We start from the raw sequence: 20,586 nt of genomic DNA, 5'->3' as shown, positions 1-20,586 counted from the left end.
GGCCCGATTATCTGCCGCTTTGCCCCACTGTGTCGCATATTCCCCCGGCGAACTCAAGGCCAATGCACATCTGCGTGCATGCATGAGCTTACGCTTTTTATTTCTGCTCCGTGTTTGCAGAGTAAGAAAGTGGCTCCGGAGTGACACCTATACAACAGCGGGCTCTCGTTCCAGCCCGGGTCCGGTTTCTCCCGACTGAGCAGAAAGAGGCCATAAAGCGTGTTGTTAACCGATTGTTTACTGCTGCAAAAGTGCCGCTGGCAGGCTTTACCCCCTCTGCATGCACATTTCTCCCTTATTCGTGCCAGACCGACGTTATTTACTGATGCGAATTTTTATTTATCCGGCCCTGTTTAAAGCGTCAAATCAGCCAATATTATGGATAATGGACAAAAACACCCTTTCGATTGTGGTTTTGACTTTTTTTCATGGTTTTTTAAGGTATTCCCGCAAATTGCTCAGCGAAAGAAGTGATTTTGTTTTAAACTCATTTGTTACAAGCGGATACATTTGTATACAAGGAGACAGGCATGCATCACACCACACCGTTGATCACTACCATTGTCGGAGCACTGGTTCTGGCATTTCTCCTTGGGATGCTGGCAAACCGCCTGCGTATTTCGCCCCTCGTCGGTTACCTGATGGCAGGCGTGCTGGCGGGTCCTTTTACGCCCGGCTTTGTCGCAGATACCAATCTGGCCCCTGAACTGGCAGAACTCGGCGTTATCCTGCTGATGTTTGGTGTCGGCCTCCACTTCTCAATGAAAGATCTCATGTCGGTAAAGTCGATCGCCATTCCCGGTGCCATCGCGCAAATCGCAGTCGCGACGTTACTGGGAATGGGATTGTCATGGACGCTGGGATGGTCGTGGTTGACCGGCCTGGTGTTTGGTCTCTGCCTCTCTACCGCCAGTACCGTGGTGTTACTGCGTGCGTTAGAGGAACGACAGCTGATTGATAGCCAGCGCGGACAGATAGCCATTGGCTGGCTGATTGTTGAAGATCTGGTGATGGTGCTTACGCTGGTACTGCTGCCCGCCATTGCGGGCATGATGGAACAGGGCAACGCCAGCGCCGGACTGCTGGCCTGGGATCTGCTGTGGACCATCGGTAAGGTGGCTGCCTTTATGGTGCTGATGATGGTGGTGGGACGCCGTGCCGTGCCCTGGATCCTCGCCCGCAGCGCCGCCACCGGCTCACGCGAATTGTTTACGCTGGCGGTGTTAGCGCTGGCATTGGGCATCGCTTTTGGGGCCGTTGAATTCTTTGATGTTTCGTTTGCATTAGGTGCTTTCTTCGCCGGTATGGTGCTGAATGAGTCGGAACTGAGCCATCGTGCCGCACGGGATACTCTGCCGTTGCGTGATGCGTTTGCCGTGCTGTTCTTTGTTTCGGTCGGCATGCTGTTCGACCCGTCGATTCTGGTGACGCAGCCGCTGGCAGTGCTGGGCGCGCTGGTGATTATCGTGGTGGGTAAGTCGGTCGCCGCGTGGCTGCTGGTAACGCTGCTCGGCCATTCGCGTCGTACGGCACTGACCATTTCGGTCAGCCTGGCACAGATTGGTGAGTTCGCCTTTATTCTGGCCGGTCTGGGTATCTCGCTGGGCCTGCTGAGTGATGAGGGCCGCAACCTGGTGCTGGCCGCCGCCATCCTGTCGATTATGCTTAACCCGATTCTGTTTACCCTGCTGGAGCGTTTTCTGGCAAAAACAGAGACGATGGAAGAGCAGACGCTGGAAGAAGCCATTGAAGAAGAGAAGCAGATCCCGGTGGATTTCTGTAATCACGCCGTGATTGTGGGCTATGGCCGGGTTGGCAGCCTGATTGGTCAGAAGCTTCTTGAGGCTAATGTTCCGCTGGTGGTGGTTGAAAACTCCCGTACCCGGGTCGAAGCGCTGCGCGAACAGGGCATCAAGGCGGTGCTCGGTAATGCTGCCCGCGCGGATACCATGGAACTGGCACGACTCGACTGCGCCCGCTGGCTGTTACTGACCATCCCGAATGGCTATGAAGCGGGTGAAGTGGTGACGGCGGCGCGTGAAAAGCATCAGAATATCGAGATTATCGCCCGTGCCCACTATGACGACGAGGTGGAGTACATCATGGAGCGTGGTGCCACCCGCGTCGTGATGGGTGAGCGTGAGATTGCCAGCAGTATGCTGCAAATCCTGCAGGATGAGATGAAGCAGGGCGAAGATTTAAAGCCCTGCGATGTCGTGCGCTGATTCAGTCTGGCCCGTATAGCTGTGATATCGAAACGGCACAGGGAACAGGGTCAGATCGGAAAGATGCAAAAGCCGACATCCATGACACGCCTGGCCCGCGCGATTACGCACCTCATCCCTGAGGTGCGCCCGTTACCGGGCCAGCGCTCTGCGTTGTTCAAAAACGCCTGGCGTTTTTGTCCATGGCGCGGGACGCTCTCCTCTTCTGACCCTGTTCCCTGCGCGTTGAGTTAATCCATTGCTGCCAGATTCACCCTCATTTAAGTTTGCAAACTGTCTGCCGTCCTGTGGCAACCCGCTTTACCGATCCCAGTAAGACTCTTCCAGACTGTCTTCACGCTCCGGCAGGCCGCGGGTTAAACGCGGCGAATGCTGATTCAGCACCTGATAGCTGACGCGATTGGCATACTTACACACCTGCGCCAGTGACGAATAGGTCAGATACGGACGCGCATGTTTACTGGAGTTCGGCACATTCAGGCTGTGATAGTTGTTGGCGGTGATGTCATGCAGCAACGCCGCCAGCGCACCATCTCCGGCGCCGTTGGTGTTCATGATCTTTTCAGGTCCGCCCATATAAGGCGCGATGTGCGAGAAGATACGCAGCGGCTGCTGGCAATCCTGCTGGCGCATCACGCGGCTGAACTCATACTGGTTGAATTCCGCAATCGCGCCAGGCAGCAGCGGATGGTTGGTTTTGCGTTTGAACTCGTCTTCGGTGTAGCCCGCCATATAGAGCCCAATCGGGCCAGCGGTGCAGAGCACCAGATCCACCCAGTCCAGCGCCATATTGGAAGCAAGCAGCGGATCGGCTTCGCCGGTCAGCGCCAGCGCTTCCTCCTCGTTCATCGCCACGATGCTGACGTGCTCGCGCAGGAAGTCCCGCCAGAACTGAGGATTATCGCCAATCACATGTTTGGTACCCAGCGTCAGCACCACCGGCACATTGTGGCGTTTGGCATATTCAATCGCCTGTAACGTTGCCTGCGGCATCGGTTCACCTTCGGCACAGCGCACCAGATAGGAGGTCAGCACCAGCGCAGAGGCTCCGGCGATCACCTCTTCTGGCACCTTCTCCGGATGCAGCTGGTTCATCTGGCCGGGGCTGATCGCGAAGGTTCGCTCGCCATGTTCGCCAATCAGCGTAAAGCAGCGGCCAATAGCGCCATCAACACCCTGCAGATAGTTAAGATCGACCCGGCTTGAGGTGTTACAGAGATAGCGATAGGCGTAGCCGCCAATCTGGATATTGTTGCACATCACGCCGAGCAGCACGGAGCGGTCATCGGCCAGCACCGAGAAGTTGTGCAGCGTGTTACCGATGGTGCCTCCGGCAAACTGATGAGTGATTAGCGCATCGCGCATCAGCTCGTTGTACAACGCTTCCGCGACAGCATTATCGATTACCAGCGAGTGCCCGGCACTCAGACCGTAACGGGCGAGAAAGTCGTCATCGACTTTGGCTTCGATATCCACCAGCGTCTGGTCGATACCCACTACCCAACTGCCTGCATCAACATCGTGTTGAGCGGGCTGTAACAGGGGATCGCGTGCGCTGACGGGAAAGTAGTGTTTGGATTTACGTTTGCCGGGAAATTTCATCGGGAATGCCGTCTGGAAAAACAGGCGGAGAATGATATCACACTCTCCGCCTTCGCTTTAACGGCGTGCGTCGACCAGTTGCACCATCATGTCGATATGCGCCTCATCGGCGTTCAGCGCAGGGATATACTCAAACTTTTCACCGCCGGCATGCATAAAGATTTCGCAGTTTTCACCACTGATCTCCTCAAGCGTTTCCAGGCAGTCAGACGAGAAGCCCGGACTCATGACCTGAACATGTTTGATCCCTTTGGCAGGCAGGCCTTCCATGGTTTTGTCGGTGTAGGGCATCAGCCAGGGCTCACGACCAAAACGCGACTGGAAGGTCATCATGTACTGATCCTCACGCAGACCCAGCGCTTTGACCAGTGCGGCGGTGGTATCCGCACAGCGCTGCGGGTAGTCATCGCCTTCGTTAGCAAAACGTTGCGGAATGCCGTGGAACGACAACACCAGCAGATCGGGCTGACCGTGCCGCTCAAACGAGCGCTCTACCGTCGCTTTCAGCGCGGCGATATAGGCCGGATGTTCGGCGTAGTCACGGATAAACTGCACATCGGGCAGCGAACGATACCCTTTGAAGACGGCGGTCAGGCCATCCCATACCGCGGCTACGGTGGAGCAGGAGAATTGCGGATAGAGTGGCAGCACAATCAGGCGGGTGACGCCCTGCGCCATCAGCTTATCGACTGCGCTTTTCAGGCTCGGATTGCCATAGCTCATACCCAGTTCGACGGGCATATCAACCCGTGCCGCCAGGGCATCGCGCTGACGCATGCTGTAGACCAGCAACGGAGAACCGCCTTCCATCCAGACCGATGCGTAGAGCTTCGACACGCGCGGTGAGCGAAACGGCAGAATGACAGCATTGAGAACCGGCCACCAGAGCCAGCGCGGTGCATCGACCACGCGCGGATCGCTTAAAAACTGCTTCAGATAGCGTTTAACTGCAGGTGTGGTTGGAGCGTCTGGCGTACCTAAATTAACCAATAACACGCCGGGCTTATCTTGCCTCATTTGAGTTCCTTGATGACAACGGGGATGCGTGAAAACAGGGAAATTGTAGCGGAATTAGTGGGAGGTAAAAGCAATTACTGCAAAAGGGGCCAGTGATACCGGCCCCATTGAGCTTAGCCGAGGATCTTAGCCAGCTCGGCACTCACTTCGGTCACTTTACGGGTGCCGTCGATTTTGTGATAGGCGGTGTTGCCCGCTTCCGCTTCTTTGCTGTAGTAAGCAATCAGCGGGGCGGTCATCTGATGGTATTCCACCAGGCGCTTACGCACGGTCTCTTCCTGATCGTCTTTACGCGTGGTCAGCTCCTCGCCTGTCACATCATCTTTACCTTCCACTTTCGGTGGATTAAAGGTGACGTGATAAACACGGCCAGATGGCGCGTGAACGCGACGGCCTACGATACGTTCAACAATCAGCTCGTCCGGTACGGCGAACTCCAGCACGTGATCAACAGTGATCCCGGCTTCTTTCATTGCATCTGCCTGAGGGATGGTGCGCGGGAAACCGTCCAGCAGGAAACCGTTTTTGCAGTCTTCCTGAGTGATACGCTCTTTAACCAGCGCAATCACCAGCTCATCGGTTACCAGTTTGCCAGCATCCATGATGGCTTTCGCCTGGTTACCCAGCTCGCTGCCTGCTTTTACTGCTGCACGCAACATGTCGCCAGTGGAGATTTGCGGAATGCCGTACTTCTCCATGATGAATTGGGCCTGAGTCCCCTTACCTGCGCCCGGAGCTCCGAGCAGAATAATACGCATTGCGTAAATCCCCTTGCGAATCGCATTGATCTATCTTAGAAGCGGAAGAACATACCATTATGACCCGCTCATCACAAGGAAGGGCGAGGATCGCTCAGGATGACTTTACTCTCTTTATGGCCCTGAACCCGGCCCGGCTGGCTGGCCTGCCGCTTTTTCAGATTTACCGCCTGTGCTGAGCAGGAATTGCAGTCGCCGGCTCAGATGATGTGTCATATTCACGCTTTTTTTGCCACTGCCGCGCACGTTAGCATTCAGCTGCAGCCGTGCCTGCTGGGGCCACTTCACCACATCTTCCGCATCTGACAGCGCAGCGATCAGCGAGGCCGGAACATTAAAACTGGCAAACGGCAAACCGGGCTGATGGCAGGAACTCAGCGGCAGTGGTCCTGACAGGGAAAGCGCATCAACGGTGGCGGCGTTGTAGGGTCGCCACTCGGGATCGGCGAAGCAGCGTAGTGCCTCGTGCGTGCCGTTCAGGCTCAGCCCCTGTTCAAACAGCCGCAGTTCGCTGCGCACCAGCGTACTGAAGTCGTGGGTCCGCAATGCTACCAGCACCAGATCGCTGCAGATCCCGGCGTGGCGATCCAGCCGGGTAACAAACAGATTGGCTTCATCGATCAGCTTCTGATGCAGCACGCTGGCGAAACTCTCGCTCGCCTCTGTCACGCCCTGATTCTGGCATTCCCGCAATGAACGGACGCGGCCATTGGGCACTTCGACATGCGGCACCAGCATAATGCTGCCCGCTATCAGCGGCACCGCGGGCAGCATGTTGAGTTCGGTGACCGGAAAGTGAGACGCATAACGGCTCTGATTGCGTGCCTGCTCCTGCCGCAGAAACAGCTGAGAAAGCAGCACCTGCGTCAGATGCAGTGAAGGCGCAAAGAAGAGATCGAACTGCTCCAGCCTGTAAAAACGGGAGAGCGCCAGGCGTAACCGATGGCGCGCCTCTGCTGACGTTTCAGAGGATAAAAGGCTGTGTGCCATGTATGTCTCGCTTTAGTGATGATGCGGCGTAAGCGCAGGAGAAGCGAGGCGGAATATCGGTGAAAAACCACAGATATCAGGCTGAGTCAACCCGCCAGAATTTGCCATTCAGAGTAGGTCAATGCGTCTGGACTTTAAAATGATATAAATTGACAATCTCTGTTAGTTTTTTGCACAGGAGATGAGGATGAACGGACTGCCGCCACTAAGAGCGCTGCACTATTTTCACCAGGCAGCCTTACACAGCAGCTTTAGTGTGGCGGCCGACCATCTGCATGTTACGCACAGCGCCATTAGCCACCAGATTCGTCAGCTGGAGAGCTGGATGGGCAAACCACTTTTTGTCCGCAGTAATGGCCGGGTGAAACTGACCTCACATGGCGACCGCCTGTTGCTGAGCTGTCAGCAGGCATTCAGTGAGTTACGCAGCAGCTGTGAGAACATTCGTACCGGTCTGCTTCAGCAGATTCGGATCTCCTGTGCGCCCAGCTTTTTGTCACAATGGCTGATTCCCCGTATCGCCAGCTTTTATCAACGCTATCCGGAGATTGAGGTTCACTTCCAGCCGCTGACGCAGGTTTCGGAACTGCGCAGTGAACACGTGGATGTGCTGATCCTCAGTCATAGTGAGCCACCTGAAGCTGATTTAGACGCGACGCTGGTCAGCGAAGATGAGACCGGACCGCTCTGCGCACCGCATTTTGCTTCTCAGCTGCGGGTCGGCGAAGATCTGGCTACCCTGCCCTTGCTGCACGCGGATACCCGACTACACGCATGGTCAGAGTGGGCGGCAAAAACGGGGTACAGTGGCCATTTTAATCGCGGTAAGCATTTTGAGTCGCTGACGCTGGCTATTCAGGCTGCACGAAGCGGCCTTGGCGTGTTGATGGCACCGCATCTGCTGGTACGCAAAGAGCTGGAGGATGGTACGTTGCTTGCGCCGCTTGGCTTTGTCCCCGTCGAGCGGGCAACCTGGATGATGACGAAGCAGAGCCGGCGTCATGATACGGAGATTAGTCTGTTTCGTGACTGGCTGCGGGATGCCGCACAACCCTAAAAAAAGCCGGTGATGATCACCGGCTTGATTTTTATGAGTGCGCCTGGCCTCTGGCCGCATCGAATGAATCCGGTTCGCAGGGAACACGGTCAGAAGAGGAAAGCGTCCCGCGCCATGGACAAAAACGCCAGGCGTTTTTGAACAACGCAGAGCGTTGGCGCGGTAACGGGCGCACCTCCGGGATGAGGTGCGTAATCGCGCGGGCCGAGTGGGTCATGGATGACGGCTTTTGCGTCTTTTCGATCTGACCGTGTTTTCTGCGCTGGCTCGATCTGACAGCAGTCCAGCCCCTGCTTTGACTTTATCAGCCGTCTGAGGCCGGTGAAAACCACCGGCCTGTAAGCATTATGCCGTCAGCAACTGGTTCATGCGACGGATAAACTGGTTAGGATCGTCCAGCGTGCCGCGCTCGGCCAGCAACGCCTGATCCAGCAGCAGCTCAATCCACTCACCGAAGCGTGCTTCATCCTGCGTATCGGCAACACGTTTCACCAGCGGGTGATCCGGGTTGATTTCAAACAGGTACTTCACTTCCGGCACGTCCTGCCCGGCCGCCGCAAACAGCTTCGCCATCTGCGTGGTCATCTCATTGGCATCGGTAGTCACAATCGCTGGCGTGTCAGTCAGACGATGCGTCAGACGCACCTCTTTCACGCGTTCGCCCAGCAGATTTTTCACACGCTCAACAAACGGCTCCAGCGCTTTTTCCGCCTCTTTCTGCTCTTCGGTCTCTTCATCAGCCAGCTTGCTCAGCGACTCATCCGCTTTGCTGACCGACTGGAAGGTTTTACCGTCAAACTCAGTGAGGTAGCTCATCATCCATTCGTCGATGCGATCGGAGAGCAGCAGCACCTCAATGCCTTTCTTGCGGAACAGCTCCAGATGCGGGCTGCTCTTCGCAGCGGCATAGCTGTCAGCAGTGATGTAATATATCTTCTCCTGACCTTCCACCATGCGGCTGACGTAGTCTTCCAGCGAAATGGTCTGTGCTGAACCTTCGCTCTGGGTGGTGGCGAAGCGCAGCAGCTTAGCGATCGTTTCCTGGTTGGCGTGATCTTCTGCCGGACCTTCTTTCAGCACCAGACCGAACTCATTCCAGAAGGTCTGATATTTCTCGTTGTCCTCTTTCGCCAGTTTTTCCAGCATCTGCAGGGTCCGCTTCGTCAGCGCAGCGCGCAGGCTCTGGGTCACGCGGCTGTCCTGCAGGATCTCACGGGAGACGTTCAGCGGCAGATCGTTGGAGTCAATCAGACCACGCACAAAGCGCAGATAGTTCGGCATAAACTGCTCAGCGTCATCCATGATAAAGACGCGCTGCACGTAGAGTTTCAAGCCATGTTTCTGATCGCGGTTCCACATATCGAATGGCGCACGCGCCGGGATGTAGAGCAGGCTGGTATATTCCTGCTTACCTTCCACCCGATTGTGGCTCCAGGCGACAGGGTCGCTATAGTCATGGGCGATATGCTTGTAGAACTCGTTGTACTCGTCGTCGCTGATCTCAGACTTGTTGCGGGTCCACAGCGCCTGGGCTTTGTTGATCTTCTCCCAGTGCGTTCCTTCGCCCTCTTCGTCTTTGCTCTCAATCTCAACCGGCAGCGCGATGTGATCGGAATATTTGCTGATGATGCTGCGCACGCGCCATGCGTCCAGGAACTCATCCTCGCCTTCGCGCAGATGCAGGGTGATCTCAGTACCGCGATCGGCTTTCTCGATCTCAGCCAGGGTATATTCGCCCTCGCCCGCGGATTCCCAGAACACGCCTTCATCGGCTGATGCGCCCGCGGCACGGGTACGCACCGTGACTTTATCCGCCACGATAAAGGCAGAGTAGAAACCGACACCGAACTGACCGATCAGCTGGCTGTCTTTCGCCTGATCGGAGCCCAGGGATTCCAGGAAAGATTTGGTGCCTGATTTGGCAATAGTCCCGAGGTTCTCAATGACCTCATCGCGACGCATACCGATGCCGTTATCACTGAGCGTGAGGGTACGGTTGTCCTTATCAACAGAGAGACGGACACGCAGCTCGCCATCACCTTCATAGAGGCTGGAATCTGACAGGGCGCGGAAGCGCAGTTTGTCTGCCGCATCCGAGGCGTTGGAGATCAGCTCACGCAGGAAAATCTCTTTGTTTGAATAGAGAGAATGGATCATCAGGTGCAGAAGTTGTTTTACTTCCGACTGAAAGCCACGGGTCTCTTGTCCTTTCATGGTCATTGCTACCTCAACAAAACAGGTTGAACAAACGTTGAGGTTGATGTGGGGATGACAGAAGGAATTTCAAGCCGGTGTCTGTCACAACACCGGCAAGTGATTAAAATTTAAACTTCTGGCGGCCTGCCAGCGAGTGGGACAGCGTGGTGCCATCCACCATCTCCAGCTCTCCGCCTACCGGCACACCGTGCGCGATACGGCTGGCGTCAACGCCATACTGACCACAGAGCTCCGCGATGTAGTTTGCGGTTGCCTCGCCTTCTACCGTCGGGTTGGTGGCGAGAATCACTTCCTGCAGCGTTTCATTCTCCAGCCGCTGCTCCAGACGGTCCAGGCCGATATCCGCCGGACCGATGCCGTCGAGCGGCGAGAGATGCCCCATCAGCACAAAATAGCGACCGCCAAACTGGCCGGTTTGCTCAATGGCGTGGATATCTGCCGGGCTTTCCACCACGCAGATTTGACCATTCTGCTGACGCCGTGGATTGGCGCAGATGGTGCAAATTTCCTGCTCGGTAAATGTCCGGCAGTCGGCACAGTGTCCGATCTCCGACATCGCGCGGGTCAGCGCCTGCGCCAGCCGCATGCCACCGCTGCGATCGCGCTGCAGCAGCTGAAAAGCCATGCGCTGTGCCGACTTCGGCCCAACGCCAGGCAGACAGCGCAGCGACTCCATCAATGATTCAAGCAGTGGACTGGTTTGCATCAGAACGGCATCTTAAAGCCTGGTGGCAGCTGCATGCCTGAGGAAACAGACGCCATCTTCTCTTTCTGGGTTTCATCAATGCGACGTGCCGCATCGTTGAACGCGGCGGCAATCAAATCTTCCAGCATATCTTTGTCATCTTCCAGCAGGCTGGGATCGACTTCCACGCGACGGCAGTTGTGCGCGCCGTTAATGGTGACTTTTACCAGGCCAGCACCCGATTCACCGGTCACTTCAATCGCGGCGATCTCTTCCTGAACCTTGGCCATTTTGTCCTGCATCTGCTGGGCCTGTTTCATCAGGTTGCCCAATCCGCCTTTACCACCAAACATAGTTTTCTCTCTCAGCTAAGGCTACAACGCTATCGTTACGATAGCAGCAGCGTGTCTAAACAGGTCGGATACTCTCCTCATCCAGATCGGCATCAAAAAATCGTTGCAGCGTCTGGATGTGGGTATCACAGGTGATCGACTGACGCGCCTGCGCCAGTTTCTCTTCGTAAATGGCCTGACGCCACTCCAGTGGCGTCAACACCGATGAATTATCGTCTTCAACGACAGAGAGTTCAACTTTCTGCCCTGCACTCTGGCTAAGCGCATCGCTTAAGACCTGCTGCGCCGACGGTGAATTAAGGTGACGCTGGCTGCTGCGCAGGTGCAGGCAGACGCCATTTTCGGTTGTCTCTTTCCAGGCATTTAATGCCAGCTGCTGCACCAGCTTCGGCAACGGCAGGGTTGCAATCTCTGCGGCCCAGGAATCGCGCTGCTGGGCTTCTTCCGCCAGACGCGCCGCCAGCTCAGGGGTTTTCTCATGCTCCAGCGCGGAACGCAAGGCCTTAGGCGTCGCCACCGGCTCCGCTACTTCAACCGGCTGATTAACCGCTTTCCAGCGGTATGCTTCCTCTTTTACCGGGACGGCAGGCTCACGATCGCGGATACGCTGCTGACTGCGCTCGGTGACCGAGGCCAGCCGCTCCAGCGCGGAGTTGGCCGGCCGCGCACCTGGCGCCGCCGGCTCACTCTTTTTTGGCTTGTACGCTCCCTGACGCAGCAACTGCGTGCGCGCCTGCAGGAGCTGGCTGGTGGAGCTGGAGAGTGCAGTGTCAGGTGCCGCATCCGGTGGCGGCGCAGGCTGCAGAGCCGGATCGGGCGCGGCCATCTGTGGCTGAGCGGCAACCTGCTGTTGCGACGCAGGCATCGGCTGCTGAGCTACGGGCGACCTTGTCTGAGCAGGTGACGGTGTGGCTGGCTGTGCTGTCGTGTGTCGTGCTACAGGCGAAGGACCGGATGGTGTCGGTGACGTCGGCGCAGGAGCAACAGATGCCATCTGTTCCGTTAACACGGGACGCGCAATCGGTTCAGCCACTGCCGCTTTGGGATGAAACGCCAGGGCGCGCAGCAGCGTCATCTCAACGCCCATGCGGCGATCGGGCGCAATCGGCAGATCCTTGCGGCCCATCAGCAGTGTCTGATAATAGAGCTGCAAATCGGCGGGTGGTACGACGCGGGCCAGTTCACGCAGCCGGATCGCATTGCTTTCGTCGTCGTCATTAAGCGAGGCCGGCAGCAGTTGCACCATCGCAATCTGGTGCAGCAGGCGCAGCATCTCGACCAGCAGCGCCTCCCACTCCACCCCGCGTGACGCGGCCTGGCTCAGCAGGTTCATTACCTGCTGACCGTTACCGTCAACCAGCGCTTCAAGCAGCCCCAGCGGCTGTTCATCATCCAGCGTGCCGAGCATAACGCTGACCGTGCTGCTGGTCACCGCGCCCTGCCCCATGGCAATCGCCTGGTCGGTGAGGCTCAGCGCATCGCGCATACTGCCATCGGCGGCGCGCGCCAGCAGCTGCAGTGCCCGGGTTTCGCTCTCAATCTGTTCCTGCTTCAGCACATGCTCAAGCTGCTGACGGATTTGATCAACATCCAGCGCTTTGAGGTGGAACTGCAGGCAGCGCGAGAGAATGGTCACCGGCAGTTTCTGCGGATCGGTGGTCGCCAGCAGAAATTTAACGTGTGAAGGTGGCTCTTCCAGCGTCTTTAACAGCGCATTAAAGCTGTGACGCGACAGCATGTGCACTTCATCGATCAGATAGACTTTGAAACGGCCACGCGCCGGCGCGTACTGCACGTTGTCGAGCAGATCGCGGGTGTCTTCAACTTTGGTGCGTGATGCGGCGTCAATCTCAATCAGATCGACAAAGCGGCCCTGCTCGATTTCACGGCAATTATCGCACTGACCACAGGGCGTGGCGGTGATACCGGTTTCGCAGTTAAGGCCTTTGGCCAGCAGACGCGCAATAGTGGTTTTCCCTACGCCGCGGGTGCCGGAGAAGAGATAAGCATGATGGATGCGTCCCAGAGACAATCCATTCGCCAGCGCCGTCAGAACATGTTCCTGACCGACAACATCAGCAAAAGCCTGGGGACGCCATTTTCGCGCAAGTACCTGATAGCTCATGTGGATTCGACGAAGTTGGATGGAAAGATGAGCGCAGACGCTCTGCAACCCCTGTATAAGATTGCAGTAGTCTATCAGCTACGCTTTTGGCTGGCACTCGTTATCTTGACGCCGGAGGCGTGACGGCCTCGCCGGGTGGCGAGGCCAAAAGCGTGGCTTAGTGGCCGGGGAATTTGACCAGGCTATAGCTTTCAACGCCCAGGGCATTGAGACGCGATTCACCAGTCAGATCGAACAGGTTAATAATGAAGGCTGCGTCTTTCACTTCACCGCCAGCACGGCGAATCAGTTTAACCGTCGCTTCAATAGTCCCGCCGGTCGCCAGCAGATCGTCAACCACCAGCACCAGATCGCCTGGCTGGATGGCATCTTTGTGCAATTCCAGCTTATCGGTGCCGTATTCCAGCTCATAGGATTCGCTGTAAACCTCACGCGGCAGTTTGCCAGGTTTACGAACCGGAACAAAACCGACACCCAGACCTAATGCCACGGGTGCACCAAACAGAAAACCGCGCGCTTCCGTGCCTACCACTTTGGTGATGCCTTTATTACGGTAACGCTCAACCAGCAGCGCAATCGACGCAGCATAGGCTTTCGGATCTTCCAGCAGGCTGGTGACATCGCGGAACAGGATGCCTGGCTTAGGATAATCGGGGATACTTTTAATGCTGTTTTTAATGAATTCAAGCTGCTGCGCAGTGTCGGTCATAATGATACGCCTGGTAAAAAATTCTGTTTCGCGCAGCTTCAAAAGCGCTAATACCTGATAAAAGGCTCAGCGGAAGTCAATTCACAAAGGGAAGCCACGCACGAAGACGCCCAAATCTAAGCAAATGACCGGCTAAATGCAACTTTATCGCGGCGGCGGCGGTGCGTCCGCTGTTTCTGCCACCACCGGAATACGCCACATAAACAGCAGCAGCGCCGCCAGCATGATCAGGAGCACGATGCGAACCCAGAGCTGATGCACCAGAAAAAGTGAGAGACTAAAGGTCGCGACTATCAGGAAGATCGCGCGCACTTTGGCACCCGGTGGCATGGCGCGATGCTGTTGCCAGTGACGCAGATAGCGGCCAAAAGGCGATGTCCACAGCAGCCAGTGATGGAAACGCGGCGATGAACGGGCAAAACACCAGGCCGCCAGCAGCATGAATGGCGTGGTGGGTAATAATGGTAATACAATGCCCAGCGTCCCCAGCACAATCGCCAGCCAGCCGAGGGTTAATAACAGAATGCGTTGCATGAATCTCGCCCAGCTCTTTCCTCATCAGCGTAAGTTAGCACAACTCAGGGCCACACGATGAGTGCGATCGGTGTACAACAGCGCCTGCACCAGCTCCTTATCGCCCTGCGTCAGGAGATAGCCCGCCATCCCGATGGCGTTTGCCGTCTGCCACGTTTTGATACGCAGCTATTCCAGACCAAAGGCACGCGACTGGCGGATTATCTGCAGGAGGTGGAACAGAACTTCGCCCGATTATGCGATGTCAGCCATGACCTGGCCCGCAGTGCCTGGCTGGCTGAACGCCTGGTCGATCAGATTGCCGCCCTGCAACGCGAGGCGAGTACCCAACAGCTGCGTACCCGACGCGAACAGCCAATAAAGAACCCACGCGCGACCAGATATCAGGAGTACCGTGAATTTGAACGGCGTTTACTGGCGATGATCGATCAGCGTGAGCAGCGGCTGGCACTCGCTGAAACCCTGGCGGTACAGCATCAGCTTAAGCAGGATCTGGAAACGTTAGAGGGACGACTGGCACGCTGTCGACAGGCGATTCGCTCGGTTGAGTGGGCCTCGTCATTGCGCGGCAGTGAAGACGGCGAATAAAGCGCAACGAGATAAAAGCGCTTCTATACTGGGTGTAATTCGGCGCGGAGACGAAAAATGGGCTTACTAAGCTGGCTGCTATGCGGGCTGCTACTGGGATTGCTGAAGCGTCTGCTGATGCCGGGACGACCCGGCGGTCTGATGGCAACCCTGACGCTGTCGATGATCGGCGCACTGATTGGCGGCTATATCGCCACCTATTTTGAACTGGGCTCGCTGGCAACGTTGCATGCTGGCGCGCTGGGCATGGCGATCCTCGGCGCAGTGCTGATGCTGCTGGTCGCGGCCCGCTTACGTATTTAGGAGAAAAAATGTCACTGGAAAATGCCCCTGACGACGTCAAACTGGCAGTGGATTTGATCCAGCTTCTGGAAGAGCATCAGTTACCGGTGGAAACGGTGCTTTCAGCGCTGGCCATCGTGCAGCGCGATTTCGAGAACAAGCGCGATGGGCAGCCTGCTTAGCGCTGAGCAGTCAGCGTCGGGCTAAGACGCAGCATATCAATAAAGGCATTGACCAGCGTTGGCGCGTCAGCGGCTAAATCAAAACTTTCAGGCGCAAAAAGCCAGCTTTCCATCATGCCATTAACGTAACCACGCAGGATAAGTGCGGCCTGTCGCGTACTGAGACTACCCGGAAGTTGTCCGGCTTCAATACACTGACGCAGAACATCTTCTATTTTGTCATAGCACTCCAGCAGCAGGCTTTGTTGAATATTTTTCAGCGCCGACATTTCGCCCACAAATTCACATTTATGGAAAATGATCTCCATCAAAGCGCGGCGCTGTGGATCCTTTGCTGTTGCATCAAAGATATAGACCAGCATTGCGCGCAACACAGAGAGTGGATCGCCAGGGTATTTTGTCTGATACTCAAGTTCCACATCGTCCAGACCAGCATCACAACGAAGCCATATTTCATGTAACACATCGGCTTTATTTTTGAAGTGCCAGTAGATAGCCCCACGCGTGACACTGGCCGCGGTGGCAATCTCTGCAAGAGAAGTGGCTGAGACGCCCTGCTGCGAAAACAGAACAATGGCGGCATCAAGAATTTGATGTCGCGTTTCAAGTGCTTGCGCTTTGGTTTTTCGTGCCATAAGGGGCTTTTTTTACAAACAGGTAAGTTTACATACATTTGTGAATGTATGTACCATAGCATGACCTGCGACTTGACACAGCAATGGGTTTTTCAGTTTGTGATCCATTGACCAATTGATATCGGACACTAGAGGTTTATTTATGAATAAAATCAGAGGATTATCGCCTCTGGCGGCCGTCCTGATGCTATCAGGCAGCTTTTTGTTAACAGGATGTGACAACAATAAATCCGAACAAGCCGCCCAGCAACCGCCAGCAGTGGGTGTTGTGACACTTAAAACTGAACCCCTGAAAATTTCGACTGAACTCCCTGGCCGCACCTCAGCATATCGTGTGGCTGAAGTCCGTCCGCAGGTTTCCGGTATCATTCTGAAGCGTAATTTTGTTGAAGGCAGCGATGTCAAAGCAGGTCAGTCTCTTTATCAGATCGATCCGGCGACTTATCAGGCTGCTTACGACAGCGCTAAAGGCGATTTGACACAGGCTCAGGCGAATGCTCGCATCGCTCAGCTGACCGTCAAGCGCTATAAACCGCTGCTCGGCACCAAATATATCAGTCAGCAGGATTATGACACCGCCGTTGCTACTGCCGCGCAAAACGATGCTGCCGTGCAGGTGGCAAAAGCCAATGTTGAAACGGCCCGTATTAACCTGGCTTACACCAAAGTGACCTCGCCTATCAGTGGCCGCATCGGTAAATCCTCTGTTACCGAAGGTGCATTGGTACAAAGCGCACAAACCAACGCGCTCGCTACCGTGCAGCAGCTTGATCCAATGTATGTCGACGTGACCCAGTCGAGCGAAGATTTCATGCGCTTACGTTCAGAACTCGAGTCGGGTCAGCTGAAGCAGAACGATGGCAAAGCCAACGTGACGCTGCTGATGCAGAACGGCAGCAGCTATGCACAGACCGGTACGCTGGAGTTCTCTGACGTGACCGTTGATGAAACCACCGGTTCCATCACCCTACGCGCCATTGTCCCGAACCCGAACCACACGCTGTTACCGGGCATGTTTGTTCGTGCGCGTCTGGATGAGGGGATCAACCCGAATGCAATGCTGGTGCCCCAACAGGCAGTTACCCGCACGCCAACGGGTCAGGCAACCGTGATGGTCGTAGGTGCAGATAACAAAGTCGAATCACGTCAGGTCACCACCTCTCAGGCGATTGGCGACAAGTGGTTAGTGACCGACGGCGTTAAAGCAGGCGAACGTGTGATCAGCACCGGACTGCAGCGTGCCAAGCCAGGCGCACAGGTTACTCCACAAGAAGTCTCAGACGATGCGAAAGCGGCACCCGATTCAAAACCGCAGTCTGACAAGTCATCGTCATAACAGGAGCCGTTGATTCATGGCTAAGTTCTTTATCGATCGCCCCATCTTTGCGTGGGTGCTCGCCATCATCATCATGCTGGTCGGTGCGCTATCGATTCTCAAACTTCCGATCGAGCAATATCCCAATGTTGCGCCGCCGGCAATTGAGATTCAGGCGACCTACCCTGGTGCGGATGCAAAAACGCTGCAGGACTCGGTGACGCAGGTCATTGAGCAAAACATGAACGGTATCGATGGACTGATGTATATGTCCTCGAGCAGCGACTCATCCGGTACGCTGACCCTGACTATCTCTTTTGAGTCAGGAACAGATGCGGACATCGCGCAGGTTCAGGTGCAGAACAAACTGCAGCTGGCGACGCCGCTGCTGCCGCAGGAAGTGCAGCAACAGGGGATTCAGGTTAAAAAATCCTCCAGCAGCTTCCTGATGGTTGCGGGCTTCATCAGCGACGATGACAATATGACGCAGAATGATATTTCTGATTTCATTTCGTCGTCCATCAAAGATCCCATCAGCCGTACTAAAGGCGTGGGTGATACCCAGGTATTTGGTGCGCAGTACGCGATGCGTATCTGGATGGATCCGCACAAGCTGAACAACTACAACCTGACACCGGTCGATGTGATCAGCGCGCTGAACACTCAGAACACCCAGGTCGCTGCCGGTCAGTTAGGTGGTACGCCTCCGGTTCCGGGCCAGCAGCTTAACGCCTCAATCATTGCGCAAACCCGTCTGACCTCAACGGATGAGTTCGGTAAAATTCTGCTCAAAGTGAACGAGGATGGTTCTCAGGTTCGTCTGCGTGATGTGGCCAGAATTGAACTCGGCGCAGAAAACTACGAGATCATTGCCCGTTATAACGGCAAGCCTGCGTCCGGTATCGGTATCAAGCTGGCCACAGGTGCGAATGCGCTGGATACCGCCAATGCGGTGAAAGCCGAACTGGCCAAATTGCAGCCAACGTTCCCGGCCGGGTTAAAAGTAGTCTATCCGTATGACACCACCCCATTCGTTAAGATCTCGATTTTCGAAGTAGTGAAAACGCTGATCGAAGCGATTGTGCTGGTGTTCCTGGTCATGTACCTGTTCCTGCAAAACTTCCGTGCCACGTTGATTCCTACCATCGCCGTGCCCGTGGTATTGCTGGGTACGTTTGCCGTTATCAGCGCGTTTGGTTATTCGATAAATACCCTGACGATGTTCGGGATGGTGCTGGCCATCGGCTTGCTGGTGGATGACGCCATCGTGGTGGTCGAGAACGTCGAGCGCGTCATGGCGGAAGAAGGATTGCCGCCAAAAGAAGCGACCAAGCGTTCTATGGAGCAGATTCAGGGCGCGCTGGTCGGTATCGCGCTGGTGCTTGCCGCCGTATTTATTCCGATGGCGTTCTTTGGTGGTTCGACCGGCGTTATTTATCGTCAGTTCTCAATCACTATCGTTTCAGCGATGGCGTTGTCGGTGCTGGTCGCCTTTATTCTGACGCCGGCACTCTGTGCCACCATGCTGAAGCCGGTTAAAAAAGGCGAGCACGGTAAAACCACCGGTTTCTTTGGCTGGTTCAACCGCATGTTCGACAAAAGCACCCACCACTATGTCGACAGCGTCGGCCACATGATCCGCAGTACGGGTCGCTATATGGTGATCTACCTGCTGATCGTGGTCGGTATGGCGTTTCTGTTTATGCGACTGCCCTCTTCATTCTTACCGGAAGAGGATCAGGGTCTGCTGCTCGCTCAGGCACAGCTGCCAGCGGGTGCTACTCAGGAACGTACCCAGAAAGTGCTGGATCAGGTGTCGGATTACTTCCTGACGCAAGAGAAAGATACGGTTAAATCGGTGTTCACCGTTAACGGCTTCGGCTTTGCTGGTCGTGGACAGAACACCGGTATCGCCTTTGTCAGTCTTAAGCCGTGGGATGAGCGTGCCGGTAGCGACATGAAAGTTCCGGCGATTGCTGGCCGTGCCATGCAGGCGCTGGGGGCGATCAAAGATGCGATGGTCATTCCTTTCAACCTGCCAGCAATTATCGAACTGGGTAATGCGACCGGCTTTGACTTTGAGCTGATTGATCAGAACAACCTCGGCCACGATAAGCTGACAGAAGCACGTAATCAGCTGTTCGGTATGATTGCGCAGCATCCTGATACGCTGGTGGGTGTTCGCCCTAACGGGATGGAAGATACACCGCAGTACAAACTGACTATCGATCAGGAAAAAGCGCAGGCGCTGGGCGTATCACTGAGTGATATCAATACCACGCTGGCAGCCTCCTGGGGCGGCTCTTACGTAAACGACTTTATCGACCGCGGTCGTGTGAAGAAAGTTTACGTCATGGGTAATGCGGATTCCCGTATGCTGCCGGACGACATTGGTAAATGGTACGTGCGTAACAGCAGTGGAACTATGGTGCCCTTCTCTGCCTTCTCGTCAGCGAAGTGGCAATATGGTTCACCGCGTCTCGAACGTTACAACGGTCTGCCTGCGATGGAAATTCTGGGACAGGCCGCACCAGGCAAAAGCTCCGGTGCAGCAATGGACCTGATGGAAGAGCTGGCGGCGAAGCTGCCTGCGGGCATCGGCTATGACTGGACCGGTATGTCCTATCAGGAACGTCTGTCAGGCAACCAGGCTCCTGCGCTCTATGCCATCTCGCTAATTGTGGTCTTCCTGTGTCTTGCCGCACTGTACGAGAGCTGGTCGATTCCCTTCTCGGTCATGCTGGTTGTTCCACTTGGGGTCATAGGTGCGCTGATCTTTACCACGCTGCGTGGCCTGAGTAATGACGTCTACTTCGTGGTGGGGTTATTGACAACCATCGGCCTCTCGACCAAGAACGCCATCCTTATCGTCGAATTTGCCAAGGATTTGATGGATAAAGAGGGTAAAGGGCTGATTGAAGCAGCACTGGAAGCCTGTCGTATGCGTCTGCGTCCTATCCTGATGACGTCGCTGGCGTTTATTCTCGGGGTACTGCCGCTGGCGATCAGTACGGGTGCTGGCTCCGGTTCACAAAACGCCGTAGGTACTGGCGTTATCGGGGGCATGGTCACCGCGACCATACTGGCGATCTTCTTCGTTCCTGTGTTCTTTGTGGTGGTACGCCGCCGCTTTGGCAAGAAAAAAGACGAATCATCCAGAAGTCATCCGGTTGAGGCTGACCAGACTCACTAAGCTGTAAATCATCTGAGGCCGCGCAAGCGGCCTTTTTTTATGCCTGCGATTCAGCCCTTCTCCCTTCCTGACACTTCACGCGAGCTGACGTCCTGGCAGTTGCAATCCTGAACAGTGCG

At 55.6% G+C, this 20,586-nt stretch carries 18 protein-coding genes and 1 other annotated feature; of the genes, 7 read left to right on the top strand and 11 right to left on the bottom strand.

Annotated features, from left to right (window positions below; all coding sequences use genetic code 11):
* The first annotated feature begins 530 nt into the window (after positions 1-530).
* Entirely contained in the window at positions 531-2,225 is a 1,695-nt protein-coding gene (gene ybaL, locus NIM72_RS16855; protein ID WP_161731981.1) for a YbaL family putative K(+) efflux transporter, read from the top strand.
* A gap of 300 nt (positions 2,226-2,525) precedes the next feature.
* On the opposite strand, the gene NIM72_RS16850 is transcribed toward ybaL, so the two are convergent.
* From NIM72_RS16850 to NIM72_RS16835, 4 genes are all read right to left on the bottom strand, one after another.
* Positions 2,526-3,827 carry an inosine/guanosine kinase gene (locus tag NIM72_RS16850; protein WP_161731979.1) on the bottom strand — a complete coding sequence of 434 codons (1,302 nt, stop codon included), beginning with the start codon at positions 3,825-3,827 and terminating at the stop codon, positions 2,526-2,528.
* Positions 3,828-3,884: 57 nt separating this feature from the next.
* A complete protein-coding gene (hemH, locus tag NIM72_RS16845; RefSeq protein ID WP_253421235.1) occupies positions 3,885-4,844 on the bottom strand; it encodes a ferrochelatase in 960 nt (319 codons plus the stop codon).
* A gap of 113 nt (positions 4,845-4,957) precedes the next feature.
* Positions 4,958-5,602, bottom strand: coding sequence for an adenylate kinase (adk, locus tag NIM72_RS16840; protein ID WP_013357027.1), 645 nt, complete (start codon positions 5,600-5,602; stop codon positions 4,958-4,960).
* Positions 5,603-5,716: 114 nt separating this feature from the next.
* Positions 5,717-6,592, bottom strand: coding sequence for a DUF6024 family protein (locus NIM72_RS16835; protein WP_253421232.1), 876 nt, complete (start codon positions 6,590-6,592; stop codon positions 5,717-5,719).
* 187 nt (positions 6,593-6,779) lie between these two features.
* Here NIM72_RS16835 and NIM72_RS16830 point away from each other — a divergent pair, with 187 nt between their 5' ends.
* Positions 6,780-7,649, top strand: a complete 870-nt coding sequence (locus NIM72_RS16830) for a LysR substrate-binding domain-containing protein (RefSeq protein WP_222924411.1) — start codon at positions 6,780-6,782, stop codon at positions 7,647-7,649.
* 345 nt (positions 7,650-7,994) lie between these two features.
* Here NIM72_RS16830 and htpG read toward each other — a convergent pair whose 3' ends face one another.
* From htpG to NIM72_RS16800, 6 genes are all read right to left on the bottom strand, one after another.
* A complete protein-coding gene (gene htpG / locus NIM72_RS16825) occupies positions 7,995-9,869 on the bottom strand; it encodes a molecular chaperone HtpG (protein ID WP_161731969.1) in 1,875 nt (624 codons plus the stop codon).
* Positions 9,870-9,966: 97 nt separating this feature from the next.
* On the bottom strand, positions 9,967-10,572 hold the full coding sequence (recR, locus tag NIM72_RS16820) for a recombination mediator RecR (protein WP_222924412.1): 606 nt from the start codon (positions 10,570-10,572) through the stop codon (positions 9,967-9,969).
* Positions 10,572-10,904, bottom strand: coding sequence for a YbaB/EbfC family nucleoid-associated protein (locus NIM72_RS16815; protein WP_003850423.1), 333 nt, complete (start codon positions 10,902-10,904; stop codon positions 10,572-10,574). The genes recR and NIM72_RS16815 overlap by 1 nt, the downstream gene beginning before the upstream one ends.
* A 55-nt stretch (positions 10,905-10,959) precedes the next feature.
* Positions 10,960-13,029, bottom strand: coding sequence for a DNA polymerase III subunit gamma/tau (dnaX, locus tag NIM72_RS16810; protein WP_253421229.1), 2,070 nt, complete (start codon positions 13,027-13,029; stop codon positions 10,960-10,962).
* Positions 11,557-11,618 (bottom strand) — a sequence feature (DnaX frameshifting element). (Overlaps the previous gene by 62 nt.)
* Before the next feature lie 157 nt (positions 13,030-13,186).
* Entirely contained in the window at positions 13,187-13,738 is a 552-nt protein-coding gene (gene apt, locus NIM72_RS16805) for an adenine phosphoribosyltransferase (protein ID WP_013357022.1), read from the bottom strand.
* A 144-nt stretch (positions 13,739-13,882) separates the two neighbouring features.
* Positions 13,883-14,272 carry a DUF454 family protein gene (locus NIM72_RS16800; RefSeq protein WP_161731963.1) on the bottom strand — a complete coding sequence of 130 codons (390 nt, stop codon included), beginning with the start codon at positions 14,270-14,272 and terminating at the stop codon, positions 13,883-13,885.
* Between the two features lie 57 nt (positions 14,273-14,329).
* On the opposite strand from NIM72_RS16800, the gene priC reads away from it, so the two are divergent.
* Genes priC through rsmS form a run of 3 tightly spaced genes read left to right on the top strand, consistent with a single transcriptional unit; the run spans position 14,330 to position 15,324 of the window.
* On the top strand, positions 14,330-14,860 hold the full coding sequence (priC, locus tag NIM72_RS16795; RefSeq protein WP_253421227.1) for a primosomal replication protein PriC: 531 nt from the start codon (positions 14,330-14,332) through the stop codon (positions 14,858-14,860).
* Between the two features lie 57 nt (positions 14,861-14,917).
* Positions 14,918-15,163 (top strand): hypothetical protein, encoded by a 246-nt coding sequence (locus NIM72_RS16790; protein WP_161731959.1) that lies wholly within the window; start codon positions 14,918-14,920, stop codon positions 15,161-15,163.
* Positions 15,164-15,171: 8 nt separating this feature from the next.
* Positions 15,172-15,324, top strand: coding sequence for a pleiotropic regulatory protein RsmS (gene rsmS / locus NIM72_RS16785; protein ID WP_161731957.1), 153 nt, complete (start codon positions 15,172-15,174; stop codon positions 15,322-15,324).
* Here rsmS and acrR read toward each other — a convergent pair.
* Positions 15,321-15,959 carry a multidrug efflux transporter transcriptional repressor AcrR gene (gene acrR / locus NIM72_RS16780; RefSeq protein WP_033731781.1) on the bottom strand — a complete coding sequence of 213 codons (639 nt, stop codon included), beginning with the start codon at positions 15,957-15,959 and terminating at the stop codon, positions 15,321-15,323. The genes rsmS and acrR overlap by 4 nt on opposite strands.
* Before the next feature lie 142 nt (positions 15,960-16,101).
* Between acrR and NIM72_RS16775 the strand changes: the two genes are divergently transcribed.
* The gene (locus NIM72_RS16775; protein WP_161731955.1) at positions 16,102-17,295 is read left to right on the top strand and encodes an efflux RND transporter periplasmic adaptor subunit; all 1,194 of its coding nucleotides are present in this window, start codon (positions 16,102-16,104) and stop codon (positions 17,293-17,295) included.
* A 16-nt stretch (positions 17,296-17,311) separates the two neighbouring features.
* Positions 17,312-20,467: an efflux RND transporter permease subunit gene (locus tag NIM72_RS16770; RefSeq protein ID WP_222924419.1), complete on the top strand. Its 3,156-nt coding sequence runs from the start codon at positions 17,312-17,314 to the stop codon at positions 20,465-20,467.
* The last annotated feature ends 119 nt before the right edge of the window (positions 20,468-20,586 follow it).

The sequence above is a fragment of the Pantoea sp. B550 genome (assembly GCF_024158165.1).
Lineage (GTDB): Bacteria > Pseudomonadota > Gammaproteobacteria > Enterobacterales > Enterobacteriaceae > Pantoea > Pantoea alfalfae.
This window is presented reverse-complemented; position numbering and strand designations above follow the sequence as displayed.

Coding starts and splice junctions, on each gene's coding strand:
- ybaL (WP_161731981.1), top strand. CDS start 531: ATGCATCACACCACACCGTTGATCACTACCATTGTCGGAGCACTGGTT.
- NIM72_RS16850 (WP_161731979.1), bottom strand. CDS start 3,827: ATGAAATTTCCCGGCAAACGTAAATCCAAACACTACTTTCCCGTCAGC.
- hemH (WP_253421235.1), bottom strand. CDS start 4,844: ATGAGGCAAGATAAGCCCGGCGTGTTATTGGTTAATTTAGGTACGCCA.
- adk (WP_013357027.1), bottom strand. CDS start 5,602: ATGCGTATTATTCTGCTCGGAGCTCCGGGCGCAGGTAAGGGGACTCAG.
- NIM72_RS16835 (WP_253421232.1), bottom strand. CDS start 6,592: ATGGCACACAGCCTTTTATCCTCTGAAACGTCAGCAGAGGCGCGCCAT.
- NIM72_RS16830 (WP_222924411.1), top strand. CDS start 6,780: ATGAACGGACTGCCGCCACTAAGAGCGCTGCACTATTTTCACCAGGCA.
- htpG (WP_161731969.1), bottom strand. CDS start 9,869: ATGACCATGAAAGGACAAGAGACCCGTGGCTTTCAGTCGGAAGTAAAA.
- recR (WP_222924412.1), bottom strand. CDS start 10,572: ATGCAAACCAGTCCACTGCTTGAATCATTGATGGAGTCGCTGCGCTGT.
- NIM72_RS16815 (WP_003850423.1), bottom strand. CDS start 10,904: ATGTTTGGTGGTAAAGGCGGATTGGGCAACCTGATGAAACAGGCCCAG.
- dnaX (WP_253421229.1), bottom strand. CDS start 13,029: ATGAGCTATCAGGTACTTGCGCGAAAATGGCGTCCCCAGGCTTTTGCT.
- apt (WP_013357022.1), bottom strand. CDS start 13,738: ATGACCGACACTGCGCAGCAGCTTGAATTCATTAAAAACAGCATTAAA.
- NIM72_RS16800 (WP_161731963.1), bottom strand. CDS start 14,272: ATGCAACGCATTCTGTTATTAACCCTCGGCTGGCTGGCGATTGTGCTG.
- priC (WP_253421227.1), top strand. CDS start 14,330: ATGAGTGCGATCGGTGTACAACAGCGCCTGCACCAGCTCCTTATCGCC.
- NIM72_RS16790 (WP_161731959.1), top strand. CDS start 14,918: ATGGGCTTACTAAGCTGGCTGCTATGCGGGCTGCTACTGGGATTGCTG.
- rsmS (WP_161731957.1), top strand. CDS start 15,172: ATGTCACTGGAAAATGCCCCTGACGACGTCAAACTGGCAGTGGATTTG.
- acrR (WP_033731781.1), bottom strand. CDS start 15,959: ATGGCACGAAAAACCAAAGCGCAAGCACTTGAAACGCGACATCAAATT.
- NIM72_RS16775 (WP_161731955.1), top strand. CDS start 16,102: ATGAATAAAATCAGAGGATTATCGCCTCTGGCGGCCGTCCTGATGCTA.
- NIM72_RS16770 (WP_222924419.1), top strand. CDS start 17,312: ATGGCTAAGTTCTTTATCGATCGCCCCATCTTTGCGTGGGTGCTCGCC.